Annotated in this window: 13 protein-coding genes; 4 read left to right on the top strand and 9 right to left on the bottom strand. The window is 72.7% G+C overall.

Features of this window, described 5'->3' with window-relative positions:
- Window positions 1-92 precede the first annotated feature (92 nt).
- The gene (locus tag WME97_RS14775; RefSeq protein ID WP_437552542.1) at window positions 93-1,097 is read left to right on the top strand and encodes an alpha/beta hydrolase; all 1,005 of its coding nucleotides are present in this window, start codon (window positions 93-95) and stop codon (window positions 1,095-1,097) included.
- 276 nt (window positions 1,098-1,373) lie between these two features.
- Here WME97_RS14775 and WME97_RS14770 read toward each other — a convergent pair whose 3' ends face one another.
- Genes WME97_RS14770 through WME97_RS14760 form a run of 3 tightly spaced genes read right to left on the bottom strand, consistent with a single transcriptional unit; the run spans window position 1,374 to window position 4,535 of the window.
- Window positions 1,374-3,047: an ATP-binding cassette domain-containing protein gene (locus WME97_RS14770; protein WP_437552541.1), complete on the bottom strand. Its 1,674-nt coding sequence runs from the start codon at window positions 3,045-3,047 to the stop codon at window positions 1,374-1,376.
- 43 nt (window positions 3,048-3,090) lie between these two features.
- Window positions 3,091-3,951 (bottom strand): ATP-binding cassette domain-containing protein, encoded by an 861-nt coding sequence (locus WME97_RS14765; RefSeq protein WP_437552540.1) that lies wholly within the window; start codon window positions 3,949-3,951, stop codon window positions 3,091-3,093.
- A gap of 44 nt (window positions 3,952-3,995) precedes the next feature.
- Window positions 3,996-4,535 (bottom strand): LEA type 2 family protein, encoded by a 540-nt coding sequence (locus tag WME97_RS14760; RefSeq protein ID WP_437552539.1) that lies wholly within the window; start codon window positions 4,533-4,535, stop codon window positions 3,996-3,998.
- A gap of 121 nt (window positions 4,536-4,656) precedes the next feature.
- Between WME97_RS14760 and WME97_RS14755 the strand changes: the two genes are divergently transcribed.
- Window positions 4,657-5,361 carry a CBS domain-containing protein gene (locus WME97_RS14755; RefSeq protein WP_437552538.1) on the top strand — a complete coding sequence of 235 codons (705 nt, stop codon included), beginning with the start codon at window positions 4,657-4,659 and terminating at the stop codon, window positions 5,359-5,361.
- 144 nt (window positions 5,362-5,505) lie between these two features.
- Here WME97_RS14755 and WME97_RS14750 read toward each other — a convergent pair whose 3' ends face one another.
- Window positions 5,506-6,051, bottom strand: a complete 546-nt coding sequence (locus WME97_RS14750) for a DUF4123 domain-containing protein (protein ID WP_437552537.1) — start codon at window positions 6,049-6,051, stop codon at window positions 5,506-5,508.
- A gap of 56 nt (window positions 6,052-6,107) precedes the next feature.
- Between WME97_RS14750 and WME97_RS14745 the strand changes: the two genes are divergently transcribed.
- Window positions 6,108-6,662 carry a hypothetical protein gene (locus tag WME97_RS14745; protein ID WP_437552536.1) on the top strand — a complete coding sequence of 185 codons (555 nt, stop codon included), beginning with the start codon at window positions 6,108-6,110 and terminating at the stop codon, window positions 6,660-6,662.
- A gap of 64 nt (window positions 6,663-6,726) precedes the next feature.
- Entirely contained in the window at window positions 6,727-9,063 is a 2,337-nt protein-coding gene (locus WME97_RS14740; protein WP_437552535.1) for a DUF2169 family type VI secretion system accessory protein, read from the top strand.
- Window positions 9,064-9,082: 19 nt separating this feature from the next.
- Here the strand turns inward: WME97_RS14740 and WME97_RS14735 are convergent, their stop codons facing one another.
- From WME97_RS14735 to WME97_RS14715, 5 genes are all read right to left on the bottom strand, one after another.
- Entirely contained in the window at window positions 9,083-9,925 is an 843-nt protein-coding gene (locus WME97_RS14735) for a DUF4123 domain-containing protein (RefSeq protein ID WP_437552534.1), read from the bottom strand.
- On the bottom strand, window positions 9,922-10,278 hold the full coding sequence (locus WME97_RS14730) for a PAAR domain-containing protein (protein ID WP_437552533.1): 357 nt from the start codon (window positions 10,276-10,278) through the stop codon (window positions 9,922-9,924). Before WME97_RS14730 ends, WME97_RS14735 begins: the two co-directional genes overlap by 4 nt.
- A gap of 19 nt (window positions 10,279-10,297) precedes the next feature.
- Window positions 10,298-12,304, bottom strand: a complete 2,007-nt coding sequence (locus tag WME97_RS14725) for a type VI secretion system Vgr family protein (protein ID WP_437552532.1) — start codon at window positions 12,302-12,304, stop codon at window positions 10,298-10,300.
- A 167-nt stretch (window positions 12,305-12,471) separates the two neighbouring features.
- A complete protein-coding gene (locus WME97_RS14720; protein ID WP_437552531.1) occupies window positions 12,472-13,305 on the bottom strand; it encodes a class I SAM-dependent methyltransferase in 834 nt (277 codons plus the stop codon).
- Window positions 13,302-13,721, bottom strand: a complete 420-nt coding sequence (locus tag WME97_RS14715) for a hypothetical protein (protein ID WP_437552530.1) — start codon at window positions 13,719-13,721, stop codon at window positions 13,302-13,304. Before WME97_RS14715 ends, WME97_RS14720 begins: the two co-directional genes overlap by 4 nt.
- Window positions 13,722-13,824 lie beyond the last annotated feature (103 nt).

Below are 13,824 nucleotides of genomic sequence, written 5' to 3'. Positions count from 1 at the left end.
GCGCGCGCTCCTCGGCGCGGGCGGCGGGGCCGCCTTGCTCGCCTGGCGCCAGCGTGGTAGCTAGAGCGGCCACGCACCGGTGCGAGGAAACCATGCCGCGCAAGGCCATGCTCTTCCGAATAGCGGGTGGGGTGCTGGTTCTCCTGACGGGCGTGGCGCTGGTGGCGTACTGGATTTCCTGGCGCTCGCGACGTACCCCACGCGCCGCCCTGCAGGGCGCACGCGGAGAGCTCTGCGGGTATCGCTTCGGACGAGGCGGTTCACGGCTCTTTCTCTACTTGCACGGCGGCCCGGGTTACAATGCTTTCGATTTTAGCGCGTTCACCGCTCCACTGTTGGTGCGCGCTGGCGAGGTTGTGGCCTTCGATCAGCGCGGCAGCGGGTGCTCGCCGAGAGGCCGGTCGTCGCGAGAGTTCGACCTGGCGAGCCAGCTGGACGACATCGATCGTATCGTGCAGGAGGAGGCGCGCGGCCGCCCGGTGGTGCTGATCGGTCATTCGTACGGGGGATTGCTCGCGGTCGAATACGTCGTGCGCCGCCGACAGGTGAGCGCCCTCGTCCTTGTCGACGCTCCGCTCAATCTGACCGACGCCATTCGCCGCCTCGTGGAGATCTGTCGACAGCGCGTCGCGGAGCGAGGGAACGCGGAGGCGGCGGAGGCCCTCGGTCATGCGGTGACCCTGCGCTCTCTCGACGAGCAGGTGCGCGCACTCACGACGTGGGCACCGGCCTGCCCAGGTGAGGTCCTGGTGCCCCCCAATACGCACCCGACGGAGCAACAGGTCCTCGAAATGGCCAAGCGCGCCGGCTACACCGATGACGATACCGTCAATGACGGACTCTTGTTCGAGGCCGCGATGGATAGTGCCGATCGCGATCTTCGGCTCTCCCCGTACGAGCTCGCGAGCGTGAGCGTGCCGGTCCTCGAAATCGTGGGAGACCTGGACCCGTACTTCCCCCCCGGTGCACGGAGCGAGCTGCCGCACGCGCGCGTCGTGCGCATCGCCGGCGTGGGACACCACGCCTATCGAGAGGCCCCGAAGACGTTCGCCGAGGAGGTCGTTCGCTTCGTCGAGGAGCACGTGCCGACGCGTTGAGGGGCCGCCGCCGACCCGCTGGAGGCTCATTGACCGCGGCACGACGCTTTCCCAAGCGCCTGCTGCTCGAAGCGCGGCGTCCGTGGCCGGGGGTTGCCGCGCGCTGGCGATCCTGCGGGCGTGGTGGACCTACCCCCGGTGTCTGACCGTCGTTGACCAGATCGGAGCGCCCAAGGCGGCCGGCCCGGGCATGGGCCTGACGCGGAAGCACATCACAAGAAGGGATGCCGTGACCCATCAAAACACCGTTGCTCGTGAGACTGGAAGGGCGTCATTTCACGGGTGCGCAATGACGATCAGCGCCGGCGCCCGCTCCAGCACGGCGCCGACGCACTCGCGGGCCGTCAGCGGATTGAGCGCGCCGAAGCTCTCGTCCAGGATCACGGCGTTTGAGCGCTGGAGCAGCGCGCGCGCCAGGAACAGCCGGCTTCGCTCGCCGTGCGAGAGCTGCCACCCCGTCTCGCCCACGACCTGATCGAGCCCCGAGGGCATCCTGTCCAGCAGCGGCCCGAGCCCCAGCTTGCGGCAGACGACCTCCGCCTCCCGCCGGTCCTCGGGCGACGCGGGCCATGCGCGGCCCATCAGCAGGTTGAACGCGAGCGTCCCGGAGAGAACGTGGTTGTCGTGGAACTGCGGCGCGCTCGCCACGCGGCTGCGCCACGCCGCCCCGCCCAGCGTCCGCCGGTCGAGGCCGCGCAGCAGCACGAGCCCCGACGACGGCGCGTGAAGGCCGCTGAGCACGGCCGCGAGCGTCGACTTGCCGCCGCCGGAGCGCCCCTCGAGCAGCAGCCGGTCGCCCTTCGAGAGGACCAGATCGCAGCCGCGGAGGACGGGCTCGCCGCGCTCCCCGTCGTAGCGGAACGACACGCCCCGCGCCTCGATCACGACGTCCGACGCCGCGGGGCGCCCGAGCACGGCCTGGGGGATCCCGGCGGGCTCGCGCCCCTCGGCCGCCACGAAAAGCCGGGCGATCGCGCGCCACGACACCGCAGCCGAGAGCAGCGCGCCGAGGCTCGTCGCCAGCGTCGCGAACGCGGCCTGCGCCTGGAGGATGCCGCCAGTCGCGACGACGAGCGGGCCCGCGCCCACCCCGCCCAGGACCGCCGGGACCAGGCCGAGCAAACCGAGCGCGAGCCACCCGCGCGCCGGGAGCGACGCTAGGAGATCCCCCACGCGATCCATCCCGCACGCGGCGCGGTGGTAGCGCTCGAGCGCCGCGTCCTCCTCCATGTGGTGGAGGTGCGAGGCCTGCTGGGCGACGCGCGTCCGGTGCCCGACGACGTGCTCCACGAAGCCGCTCGTGATCGCGAACCGCTCGCCCGTCCACGCCGCCCGCTCCCGGGCGAAGCGGCGCCCGAGCAGCGCCACGGCGAGCGTCCACCCGAGGAGCAGCGCGACGTGGAGGCCGCCTCCGGCGCCGGCGGCGAGGACCGCCGCGGCACTCGCGAGCTGCACGAGCGCGACGATCGCCCCGAGCGCGCCGCCGAGCCCGGCCGTCTCGACCGCCTCGGACTCGGAGACCATCGCCAGCAGCTCGCCCGAGCCGCGCGCCCGGATCGTCGCCGGATCCAGGCGGAGCGCGCCGCACAGCAGGCGCTGCTTGAGGAGCGCGGCGACGTCGATCGTGAGCATGCCCCCCGTGAACGAGGCGAACAGCTGAACGAAGAGCGCCGAGAGCGACAGGAGCACCCACGCGACCAGCCACCCCGGCTGCACGTCGCCGTCGAGCGCGCCCGCGCCGATCAGCCACCAGGCGAAGACGCCGAGCGCGATCTGTAACGCGGCGGCCGCGAGGAAGATCGCGCCCCGGCGGAGCACCCCGCGCCTCGAGAGCAGGCGCCGGAAGCTCGACCCTGGATCGGGGCGCAGCAGCCACACGCCGTCGATGGGGCGATCCGCGACGAGCTGGGAGAGCAGCTCGTCGCGTGGCCGAGCGCGGACGGCTGCCACGCGAGCCCGCCCAACGTTGCGGCCTGCGCGGCCTCGCCCGCCTTCACGCGGCCCCCTGGAGGAGCCGGCCGCCCTCCATCGTCGCGCTCCGGAAGCGCTCCTTCGACCAGACCTCGTCGCGCGCCCGCGCGTCCGCCTCGGCGAGCGCGCGGTAGCGGCTCCGCGGGTCGTCCATGAGCTCGCGCGGCGCGCCGTCCTCGACGACCCTGCCCCCCTCGACGACCAGCACGCGGTCGAAGCCGAGCGTGTCCATGACGTCGTGGCTAACGAGGACGAGCGCCCCCAGTGCTCCCGCGCGCGCGCGAGGAGCTCCCGGCGCCGCTCGCGCTCGAGCCCGCGGAACGGCTCGTCGAGGAGCATGAGGCGCGCGTCGCCCTTCATGAGCGCCCGCGCGAGGCGGACGCGCTGCCCCTGCCCGCCCGACAGGCGCACCCCCCTCGCCGATCGCCGCCTGCAAGCCGTCGGGCAGGCTCTCCAGGACGCCGGTGAGCTCGGCCTGGCTCATGGACAGGGGCACGCGCGCGAGGGCGTCGCCGGCGTGGCCGAAGGTGATGTTCTCGAGGAGCGTGCGGTTCCAGAGCTGGATCGCCGGGTCCACCCACGCGGTCGCGCGGCGCAGGCGCTCGACAGCCGCGTCGTCGAAGGGGCGCCCGTCGACGAGCACCTCCCCCCCGGACGCCCGCAGCCACCCGAGGAGCAGCGAGAGCAGCGACGATTTCCCCGCGCCCGACGCCCCCACGATCGCCACGTGCGCCCCCGCCGGGACGCTCAGCGAGACATCGGACAGGAGCACCGCCGAGGCGAGCGAGCAGGACGCGCAGGATGTCCCGCGCGGAGGCTGCGCGTCGAGGCTCGCCGCGCCGCCTGGAGGCCGGAGCCTCCACCTGATGGCGGGAGCCGCCACCAGGCCGCCAGGGTGCCGCCGGCAGCCTCCGGCCGCGGCGGGTGTTAGCGCAGGATGCCGAGGGCGGTCTCGATCTGGTTGCGGGCGACGACGCCGTGATCGTCGATCGAGTAGTCGTCGGCCTCGAGCCGGAAGGTGCGCGTCGCGGTGACGTCCGCCCGGCCGCTGAAGCGGTACGGGATGACGGGCGACGTGAGCGTCTCGCGGAGCAGCTGGAAGCCGAGATCGACGGGGACGCTCACCGGGACGCGGACCTGGGTCGTGCGGTCGGAAGCGAGCCACACGCCGTCGCCGTCGGCCCGGAAGTCGACCGCCAGCGGGTAGCGGCCGGCGAGCACGACCTGACCACGCACCGCGCGGACAGCGACGTCGTACGAGTTCGGGTTGTGGACGTTGACGACGATCGTCATGAGGATGCCGAGGCTCGGCGGGAAGGCGATGCGGATCCCTGTGATCTCGGCGTGGTCGAGCTGCATCGTCGGCTTGCTGACGCACGCGGCGCCGGCGATCGCCGTCAGCGCTGCGAGCGCGAGCGCGAGCGCGGGCAGGCGGCGCAGGGGGTTGGTCTTCCGGGGAAACGGCACGAGCGCGAGCTTAACCGCGCAGGGCCACGCCGTCACCTCGCGGTGTGGCGGGGCGTGGCGGGGCGGGCACGACGAACGGCGGCGCGCGGAGAGCTCGGGTCACGACGGGAGGTCGCATGCAGTGTGGCTGTCGCACGATGCGCGCTCAGCAGCCAAGGCCACGCCACGCATCCACGACCGGCCGGTGTTCATCGCGGCCAGAGACGATCTCTGGCGCCATCCCTCGGAGGCTCCCGCCGCCGAACGCCTTTATCATCGTGTCGTGTCCCGTCGTGTCGCGCGCCTCGGAGAGGCCCTCGGCGGCGTCGACGGGCCGGCGGATGGGGCCGTTCGCGCGCCCGGCGAGCTCGACATCATCGAAAGATCGACTGGTCCGGAAGTTGCTTTAAACGTGCATGTGATGCCGTTGCCCAAGATCTGCGCCGCCGAGCTCATGACCGAGAACCCCCGGACCGTGCGGGTCGACGACCCCATCGGCGAGGCGGTGAACGTGCTCCAGACGATGGACTTCCGCCACGTGCCGGTCGTCGACGAGCAGGGTGAGCTGGTCGGGATGCTCAGCGATCGCGACCTGCGCGCGCTCCAGTCGCCCTACGCCGAGGACACCGCGGGGGCCGGCGCAGCGCCGCGGAAGGCCGGCGCGCCGGTGTCCACGATCATGAGCGGCAATGTCGTGAGCGCCAGTCCGGACGCGGACGTGACAGAGCTCATGGAGCTCATGCTCGACAACAAGATCGGCGCGCTCCCGGTCGTCGACGGAGAAGGTGCGCTGGTCGGCATCGTCAGCTATGTGGACGTCTTTCGCGGGCTCCTCATGGAGGAGTGACCACCGCTTCAGCGAGGTGGACTGGGCTACCGTGGCTGACCTGCCAGCAGGCCGATGACGGGGAACGACAGCGGGACCGAGAAGGGATTACCCGCCACCCGCTCCTCTTCCCGAAGAATGGAGCAACAGGGCCGCGCTTCGGCTTCACGCCGGCGCGGCCGCGCGGAGGTCGACCACGGAGCGCGCGAGCTCGGGCCCGGCGCGCCGGAACACGACGAGCTCCCCGGTGTCTTCGCCCTCGACCGCATAGCGAAGGACAGGACCGAACACCTCGCCGAGCTCCCCGGCGTTGCACGTGGGCAGGTAGGTGCGCAATACCCGCGGATCGTAGTAGCGAAAGAACACGGCCGCTCCGTCCGGACCCAGGACGCGGAGCAGCCGGCGCAGGTGCCGCCGCACGGTCTCGAGGGGAGACGGCGTGGCGAGGAAGATACCCCAGCTCTTCCCCCACCCGAGCCGGAGCAGGCGTCGCGTGAACTCCCCCGATCGCTGGAGCCTCACCAGGTAGGGCGCCACCTGGGCCAGCTCCGGGCCCAGCTCGCCCGCGAGGAGGCAGCAGTGCGGCAGGTCCGAGGAGCGCACCGAGCCGGAGATCGCCGTGTCGCGCGCGCCGTCGAGGACGGCGTAGACCAGATCCGCCTCCGCGCCCCAGAGGTGCTGAACGATTCGATCGAGCGCGGCGTCATCCATCCATCACCTCGCGGCGGGGCCGCCCGGCGCGGCCCCGGGCATGATAACCTGCCTCCGTGCTGCGGCTGCGGTTGAACGAGCGTTTTCTCGACCTTGTCTCGCCGGAGGGCGGCGGGCCCGCGAGGCCGGCCGAGGAGCGGTGGATCGATCTCTTCTGGTCATGGGAAGAGCCGCCCCAGGGCGATCGCGTGCCGCTTCGCGGAGATCGGCTCGCGGCGCGGCGCTACATCGCCTCGCTCGGCGCGCGCGCCGAGATCCTGCACGAGCTGCGGCGGTTCCTCCGCGAGGATCGGCCCTGGCTCTCGATATCGCCGGACGATCGCGAGGTGATCGACCACCTCGCGGCCGCGCTCGCGGCGGGGCAGGTGCACGTCGCGGAGGCTCCGGACCAGGGTGGCTCCGGGAAGGACTTGGCCCAGCCCGCGCCCACTCCCGCCGCGGCGGTCCCGGCCCAGCGCCCGCGCGCCGCGGCAGCGCCGGTGGAGGAGCCCGACGACGCGCAGGAGCCGTGCTGGCCGTGCCTGCAGCGGGCCGCCGCCTCGGCCCAGGCGTTCCGGGACGCGGCCGCGGCAGGGCTCCCGTTCATCGCGGACAGCCCGCGCGCCTCCTGACGGCGCGGAGCGCCGCGCCTGACCAAATCCAATCGGCCGGAGTGGTGGTACCGTCGGCCCACCTATGGATGTCGTCTCCGACGGGCCGCTCCCCGTCGCCTCGCTCCTCTGGCAGGTGCGCTCGTTGACCTGGGTGCTCACCGTCGTCTGCAAGGCGACGTTCACGCTCGCGCCGGGCGAGTCGCCGCTCGCGCCCGCGCAGGAGCCGATCCGCGAGCGCGACGCGCACCTGGACGACGACCCCGCGCGCAGCCTGATCGAGGCGAGCGATCTCGCGCCGCTCAAGCAGGGCGCCGATGTCGTCCTCGTCGGCCACGCCCACGCGCCCGGCGGCAGCCCCGCGCGGTCGCTGATCGCGCGGATGGCGGTGGGCGATATCGACAAACCCATTCAGGTGTTCTGCGATCGCCTGTTCACCCAGGAGGGCGAGCTCCAGGAAGGAGCGCACTTCACGGCGATGCCGCTCGCCTACGAGCGCGCCGCGGGCGGGCCGGACACGGACAACCCTGCGGGCATCCATCGCCAGGCGCGCGACGCCCGCGGCAGGGCCGCCGTCCCGAACCTCCTCCCCGCGGATCGGGTCGTGGCCAGCCCGGACGACCCCATCGCGGCGGTGGGCTTCGGGCCCATCGCCCCCACCTGGCCTTTGCGGCGCAGCAGGCTCGGCAGGCACGCGGCGGCCTGGTCGTCGGGAGCGCTCCTCTCGAGCCCGCTGCCGGAGGATTTCGATCGCACCTTCTTCAACGTCGCTCCGCTCGATCAGCGCCTGCTGCAGCTCCGCGAGGACGAGCAGATCGTGCTCGAGAACCTCCATCCTCGCCACCCGCGCCTCGTCACAAGCCTCCCCGGCGTCCGCCCGCGGGCGACCGTCACCGGCCGCGCCGGCGGGCCGCGCGATCTCCCCATGCGCTGCGACTCGCTCGTGATCGACACCGATCGCCTCCTCTGCACGCTGACCTGGCGAGGCCAGCTCCCGCTCGCGAGCCCCAAGGAGTCAGGGCAGATCCGCGTCTCGCTGGAGCGGCCCGCGCGGCAGGCGCCGGCCGAGGCACCCACCCCCTCGGCGCCGGGGCCCCAGCCGCCGCCGCGGGTGGCCCCGGCCGCGCCCAGGGTGACGCCTCCCTCCCTCGGCCCGTCGAAGCAGACCGTCGACATGCCGGCGAAGTCGCTCGACGCCGTGCAGGCGTCGATCATGCCCTTTCGCGCGGTGCCGCCCGCGCCGCCTCCTCCCGAGGCGCCCGCTCCGCGGCCGGCCGAGCCGCCCGGTGTCGGGCCGAAGCCGAGCTCGGCCGAGGGCCAGACGGGCGATCTCACCGAGGATGCGACGAAGGTGCCTCTCCCCTTCGTCGCCCCGTCCTCGGCGCCGCCCCCCGCGGCCGCATCGAACACCCCTCCTCCGAACACCCCTTCTCCGATCCCTGCCCCGCCGATCGCGAAGGCCTCGCCCGGCGAGCCGGTGAGCCCCTGGGCGGCCGGCGCTTCGCAGCCCGGGTCGAGCGCCATGGGCATGATCCCGCACGCGCCGGCGGCGCCGCAGACCATCGGCGCGATGCTCGCGGGCACAGGCGGGGCAGCGGACGCCAGCGCCGCGCTCGCGCCGGCGCAGCGGGACACGCTGGTGCTCGTCTGGTTCGATCGGAAGAGCGTGCCGCGCATCGTCCGCAAGCCGGCCTGGCAGCGCCTGCTCGACGCCATGGAGGCCGAGCCCCTCGACCCGGAGGCCGACGATCCGGCCCTCTCCGACGAGCCCGCCGAGATCGAGGATCGGGCGCAGGTCTTCGAGATCCTCGATCGCGGCGCGCCCGCCGACGTCGCGGGCGTGCACGGGGCGCTCGCGCGCGCCGCCGGCAAGCGCGGCATGCCGGTGCCGCCGCTCGAGCTGGTCGAGGGCGAGCTGTCGCTGTCCTTTGACGAAGTGGAGACGCTGAAGGCGCTGGTCTCCACCGCGACGCCGCTCGCGGCCGGCGACGACGCGCTCGCGGCGGCGCTCGGGGCCGCCGAGAAATTCCTCGCCACGCCGGGCGTCTCGACGGCGCCCGCCGTCGCCGAGGCGCTGTGCGGGAAGATCCGCGAGGCGCTCGGCCACGGAAAGAGGGGCCGGGTGGAGCTCGCGAACGAGCAGGTCGAGCGCGCGCTCCTGGAGCAGCGTCACTACCAGAAGCGCAAGGTGCTGGGCGGGCCGCACCTGCGCGGGCTGCTGCGCGTCGCGGGAGAGACGCAGCCGCTCGTGATCTACCTGCCGGCCTCGATCGCCGAGGCGCTGCCGCTCTCGGCGCGCTTCCGGGCGCGGGTGATCGCGGCGGTGCACCCGGCGATGGACGAGCGAGAGGCGGAGCCGGTGGCGCTCCAGGCGGCGGCGCTGGGGCGGGTCGTGCAGGTCAGGCAGCGGCGCGTATCCTGAGGATCCGGACAGCCCGCCGTCACGCCCCCCCGAGCCGCAGCACCTCGCCCGTCTCGCCCTCGATGACGAACCCGCCGATCTCCGTCCCCAGGATCTCGCTCCGCTGCCGCGCCGAGCACGACGGCAGGAACAACCGCAGCACCCTCGGATCGTAGAACCGGAAATAGAGCCCCTTCCCCGTCTCTTCGTCCCTCACGATCAGCGACCGACGCAATCTCTGCCGCACCTCTCGAAGAGGCCTCCGCCCGGTCAGGTAGACTCCCCAGCTCTCGCCCCACCCCTCGTTCACGAGCACCGGCAGGAGCGCCGACCCCTTCTCTATCCTCACCAGGTGCGGCGCCGCCCGGGCCATCGCCTCACCTGCGATGCCCTCGAAGAGCGAGCGATTCTCGTCCTCGCAGCCGCGCAGCAGCGTGAGGATGCGCCGCTCGCGGGCGGCGTCGAGGAGGGCGAAGAGCGGCTCCGGCTCGCTCTGCAGCGCCTCCAGCGCGACCGCCCGCGCGGCGAGCAGCTCCCGTGACGGCGGCGGGCGCGGCAGCGCAGGCGGGAGATCGGCGCCCAGCTCGTCGGGCACGAGCCGCAGCAGGAAGTGGGTTTGCCCCGCGACGACGAGGGCGCCGTCGCCGATCGTGACCTCGGCGACCGCCTTGCCGCCGACCTGCGTCCCCCGGCGGCTCCGATCGACGAGCCGGCACGCGGCGCCGTCCCACGCGATCTCGAAGTGGACCGGCGCCATCTGCTCGTCCTGCGAGATCACGATATCGGCCCGCCCGAGGCGCCCCACGCGCAGCGCCTCGCCGGCCTGGAGGCGCACGCGCCGCCCGGCGAGCAGCCCTGATGTCACATAAAGCAGCGCCTTCACCCGGCGCCGTCCATCCGGCAGCTCTCGCAATCGAGGAACGGAGTCCCCGACACGGACGCGGCGAGCAGCGCATCGATGGTGGGGGTCGAGCCGATGTTCACCGTCGGACACCCCGTCACGATCGCGCCCTTCGGCGCCGTCTCGTCGCCGAGCCGCGCGGCCATGGCGCCCTCGATGAACACGGTCGCCGAGCCCTGGACGATCGCGGCGCTGGCCGGGCACGCGGCGCGATCGCCGACCCGCGCCGCGGGCAGGAAGCCGATGTTCACCGTCCTGGCCGACGAGACGAGCGGCGTGGGCCCAGGGTGGGTCTGGCAGGTGTGCAGATCGGTGAGGCGCGCGGCGGCGGGCATGATCTCGCTCCTCCTCGTCTCAGGGAGACGGCGTGTCCTTGGGGTGCGCCTCTTCGGCCTCGAGCGGCGCCGCCGGGTTCGCGCCCTGGCCGGCGCCCGCCGCGCCGCCGCTGTTGATGTTGACGATGGATCCCACGATGTCGACGCCCCCCGGGTGGATGTCGATGAAGCCTCCTGGCCCCTTGATGGTGAGCCGCTGGCCGGCCTCGAGCACCAGCGTCGCGCCCGCCTTGACGTGGATCTGCTTGCCGGCCTCGAGCGCGTGGTCCGCGCCCACGCGCTCATCCCGGTTCACCGCGACCGTGAGCGACACCGAGCCGTCGACGGCCGTTCGCTGGTCCAGCTTCACGTGCACGTGGTCGCCCCCGTGGACGAGCTGCTTTCGCGTGCCCTTCACGACGACGTGCTCGTCGCCGCCCACGGTGCTCCGCTTGTGGCGCGCGGTGCGCTCGACCTCATCGCGCTTGACGAGCTGGTTCCTGTCGCGCTGCGCCTGCATGTAGACGAGCTCCTGGCCCGCCTGGTCCTCGAACTTGATCTCGTTGTAACCCGCGCCGCCGGGCGACGAGCTGCTCTTCCAGGTGCTCACCGTCTTGTGATCCGGCAGCTTGTACGGCACGAGCTCGCGGCCGTTGAAGGCGCGCCCGGCCACGATCGGGAGATCTGGATCGCCGTCGAGGAAGGCCACCAGCACCTCCTGGCCGACGCGGGGGAGCATGAACATCCCGAACCCGGCGCCCGCCCAGCCCTGGCTCACGCGCATCCAGCACGAGCTGTTGTCGTCGAGCTTGCCCTCGCGATCCCACGGGAACTGCACGCGCACCCGCCCGAGCTCGTCGGTGTGGATCTCGGCGCCCGGCGGCCCCACCACGGTCGCGCTCTGCAGCCCGGGCGCGACCGGCCTGGGCGTCTTGCGCGCCGGCCGGTACGGGACCTTGGGATCGGCGAAGAGCGCGCGCCCGCGCACGCTCCACGGCTCGCCGAGCGAGGCCACGATCTCGAGCTCGGCCACCAACAGCGGCCCTCTTCCGAACTCCGGGTGCGGGTGCTGATCGACGGCGAAGACCCGGCCGGGGTAGAGGTCGATCACGTTGGCCTCGAAGAGCACGGCGCGCTTGTCGGCGCGCATCGCCGCGAGGACCCGCGTCGAGAGATCGGCCCCGTGCTTCGGGTCGTGGCGGTAAACGCCCTTGGCGTCGCCGACGGGCGCGCCGCCCCCGGCGCTCGCCGCGAGGAACGCGCCGGGCTCGTAGCGGTACTGCTCGTATTTCGCCTCGGGCGCGGGCGCCGGGGGCGCCTCGCCGGTGAGCGCGAACGAGGGCTTGCGGAAGTCGTGGCCGCGGACCGTGCTCGCGCCGGGCCGGACCTCGTGGCCGAGCCGCACCCTTGTGACGAACTCGCGCTCGGCGGTCTCGATGGGGTTGTCGACGTACGGCAGCGGCGGCCCCGGCCGCAGCGGCTCCGCCTCGAGCTTGTCGCTCAGCGTGAGCTTGGTGTCCGCCCCGCGGTCCGGGAAGGTGTAGGCGATGCCTGCCTCCTCGAGGAGGCGGGAGAGAAAGGCGTGATCACTCTCGCCGTGCTGCACCTTGTACTCGAGCCTGGGATACGCGCCGCGATCGATCTTCCACGCCGGCTCGATCGCCCACTCGCCGAGGAGCGCGTCGACGATGTCGGGGATGGAGAGGTGCTGGTAGACGCGGTGGCCGCGGCGCTGGGTGAGCAGCCAGAGGCGCGGCACGATGCGGAGGTAGTACGTCGAGAGCCCCGTCGGCTCGGCCTGCACCTGCTCCACGTGGCTGCACACGCCTTGCCAGAGCCTGCTGCTCAGCCAGTGGAGGTGCGCAGAGTCGGGCTGGATCTGGAGCGACGCGCTCTGGCCGACGAGCGACTCCAGCTCGAGATCCGAGAGCCTGGACCGGGCCCACACCGAGACGGCGAAGAGCTCGGAGACAGCCTCCTGGACCACGACACGGCGCACGGAGAGCGAGGCCTCCCCGGACTGGAACGAGAGCTCGAAGATCGACATCCGGATCGGTCCTGGGTGCGGGCGCCGCCGCGGGAGGCTGCGGGAGCGGATGGTAGCCCACCTCGGAAAAGAACGGGGGCGTGGCGACCAGGAGCATCGCGTCGTCCTGGCCCCGAGACCAGACAAACGTAGACGCAATCCAGAAAAGACCCTCGAGATTCAGGGGGTCAGCCTTCGCGTCCCCACGAGTGCGCCGGGGCGAGCCGCGCCTCGAACCAGCAGAACGTCTCGCGCACCCGGAACACACCGCCGTCACCGTGCTGCTCGGCGAACCGAGAGAGCGCCGCGGGCTCGATGGCCCGTGGGTCGAACCGCTCGTGGGTCGTCGCCTGCCACCACCTCAGCAATGCGTCCAGCGTCGGATACACGTGAGTTCCATGCTGCTCCTCCAGGCGGAGCAGCTGGAGCCCGGCGCCCTCGACGTGGTGCCCGAGCGCCGCGGCGTCCTCGAAGGCGAAATCCCGCAGAATCTTCTCCCCCGAAGGGTCGGCGAGCCGCGAGAGCTCCCCGACGAGCGCGGGGAGCGACGACACGCACTGGACGAGGATGCGCCCTGAGGGGCGGAGCAGGTCGCGCATCCGGCGGAGGACCGCGCGCTTGTCGCGGATCCAGTGAAACACGAAGTTCGAGAAGACGAGATCGAAGGGGCGGTCCCGGGCGACCTCGCCGAGGCTCTCGGCCGCCGCCACCTGGAACTCCAGGTTGGGCGCGCCTGCGGTGCGCCGGGCGAGCGCGATCCGCGCCTCGTCCGGATCGATCCCAAGGACGCGCCCGTCGGGGCCCACGAGGTCGGCGAGCTGCCGCGTGAGGCCACCGGTGCCGCAGCCGAGGTCGAGCACGAGCTCGCCCCGCCTCACGCCGGCGAACGCGATGAGGCGCTCGCCGCGCCCCCTCTGCCAGAGGCTCCCTCTCCGGTAGGCCTGCGCGGCGCTCGACGCCGCCACGGCGGGCCTCGTGACGCCGGCGTCCTTGTCGAGGCTCCGAGGAAGGTCACGTCTCATCTCGCCCCCCCGTGGTCGAAGCGCGCGGTGATGAAGTAGCCAGAGCCCCGGACCACGTTCGCCGAGTGCGGGACGCCCGGCGGGATCCAGATGCTCGTGCTCTCGGTGACGTATTGGACGCGGGAACCGAGCTCGACGCGGTACTCGAGGCCCGCGGGATCCGGGAGGATCAGGTTGATCTCCGGGCCGTCGTGGGTGTGCAGCGCCGTGTAATCCCGGCGCGCCGCCTCGGCGCTGTCCACCCGATGAACCGCCAGGTGAACCGGGAACCCCGCGGCGAAGAACCTGCGGATGCACTCGACGTCCTCATGGAACGCGACCGAGGACAGCGGGCTCGGCACGTTGGCGCAGAGGACCGCCTCGTCGATCCGCTCTTCGACAGAGAGGGACCTCGAGAGGAGATTCATTGTCGTCATCGGTATCGGCGCAGACATCATGGCGCTCAGCTCCGTGTGATGGCGCGGCGGCGCCGCGCGCCCGTGGATGGGTGTCGCGAGCGAGCGTTCACGCAACGCGCAT

Origin of the sequence: Sorangium sp. So ce367 (assembly GCF_051520455.1) — a bacterium.
GTDB classification, from domain to species: domain Bacteria; phylum Myxococcota_A; class Polyangia; order Polyangiales; family Polyangiaceae; genus Sorangium; species Sorangium cellulosum_B.
The sequence above is the reverse complement of the archived record's forward strand: the minus strand, read 5'-3'. Positions and strand labels throughout refer to the sequence as shown.

Excerpts from the sequence above, each read along its gene's own strand:
- WME97_RS14740 (WP_437552535.1), top strand. The coding sequence starts at position 6,727 with ATGGATGTCGTCTCCGACGGGCCGCTCCCCGTCGCCTCGCTCCTCTGG.
- WME97_RS14725 (WP_437552532.1), bottom strand. The coding sequence starts at position 12,304 with ATGTCGATCTTCGAGCTCTCGTTCCAGTCCGGGGAGGCCTCGCTCTCC.
- WME97_RS14775 (WP_437552542.1), top strand. The coding sequence starts at position 93 with ATGCCGCGCAAGGCCATGCTCTTCCGAATAGCGGGTGGGGTGCTGGTT.
- WME97_RS14730 (WP_437552533.1), bottom strand. The coding sequence starts at position 10,278 with ATGCCCGCCGCCGCGCGCCTCACCGATCTGCACACCTGCCAGACCCAC.
- WME97_RS14750 (WP_437552537.1), bottom strand. The coding sequence starts at position 6,051 with ATGGATGACGCCGCGCTCGATCGAATCGTTCAGCACCTCTGGGGCGCG.
- WME97_RS14715 (WP_437552530.1), bottom strand. The coding sequence starts at position 13,721 with ATGACGACAATGAATCTCCTCTCGAGGTCCCTCTCTGTCGAAGAGCGG.
- WME97_RS14720 (WP_437552531.1), bottom strand. The coding sequence starts at position 13,305 with ATGAGACGTGACCTTCCTCGGAGCCTCGACAAGGACGCCGGCGTCACG.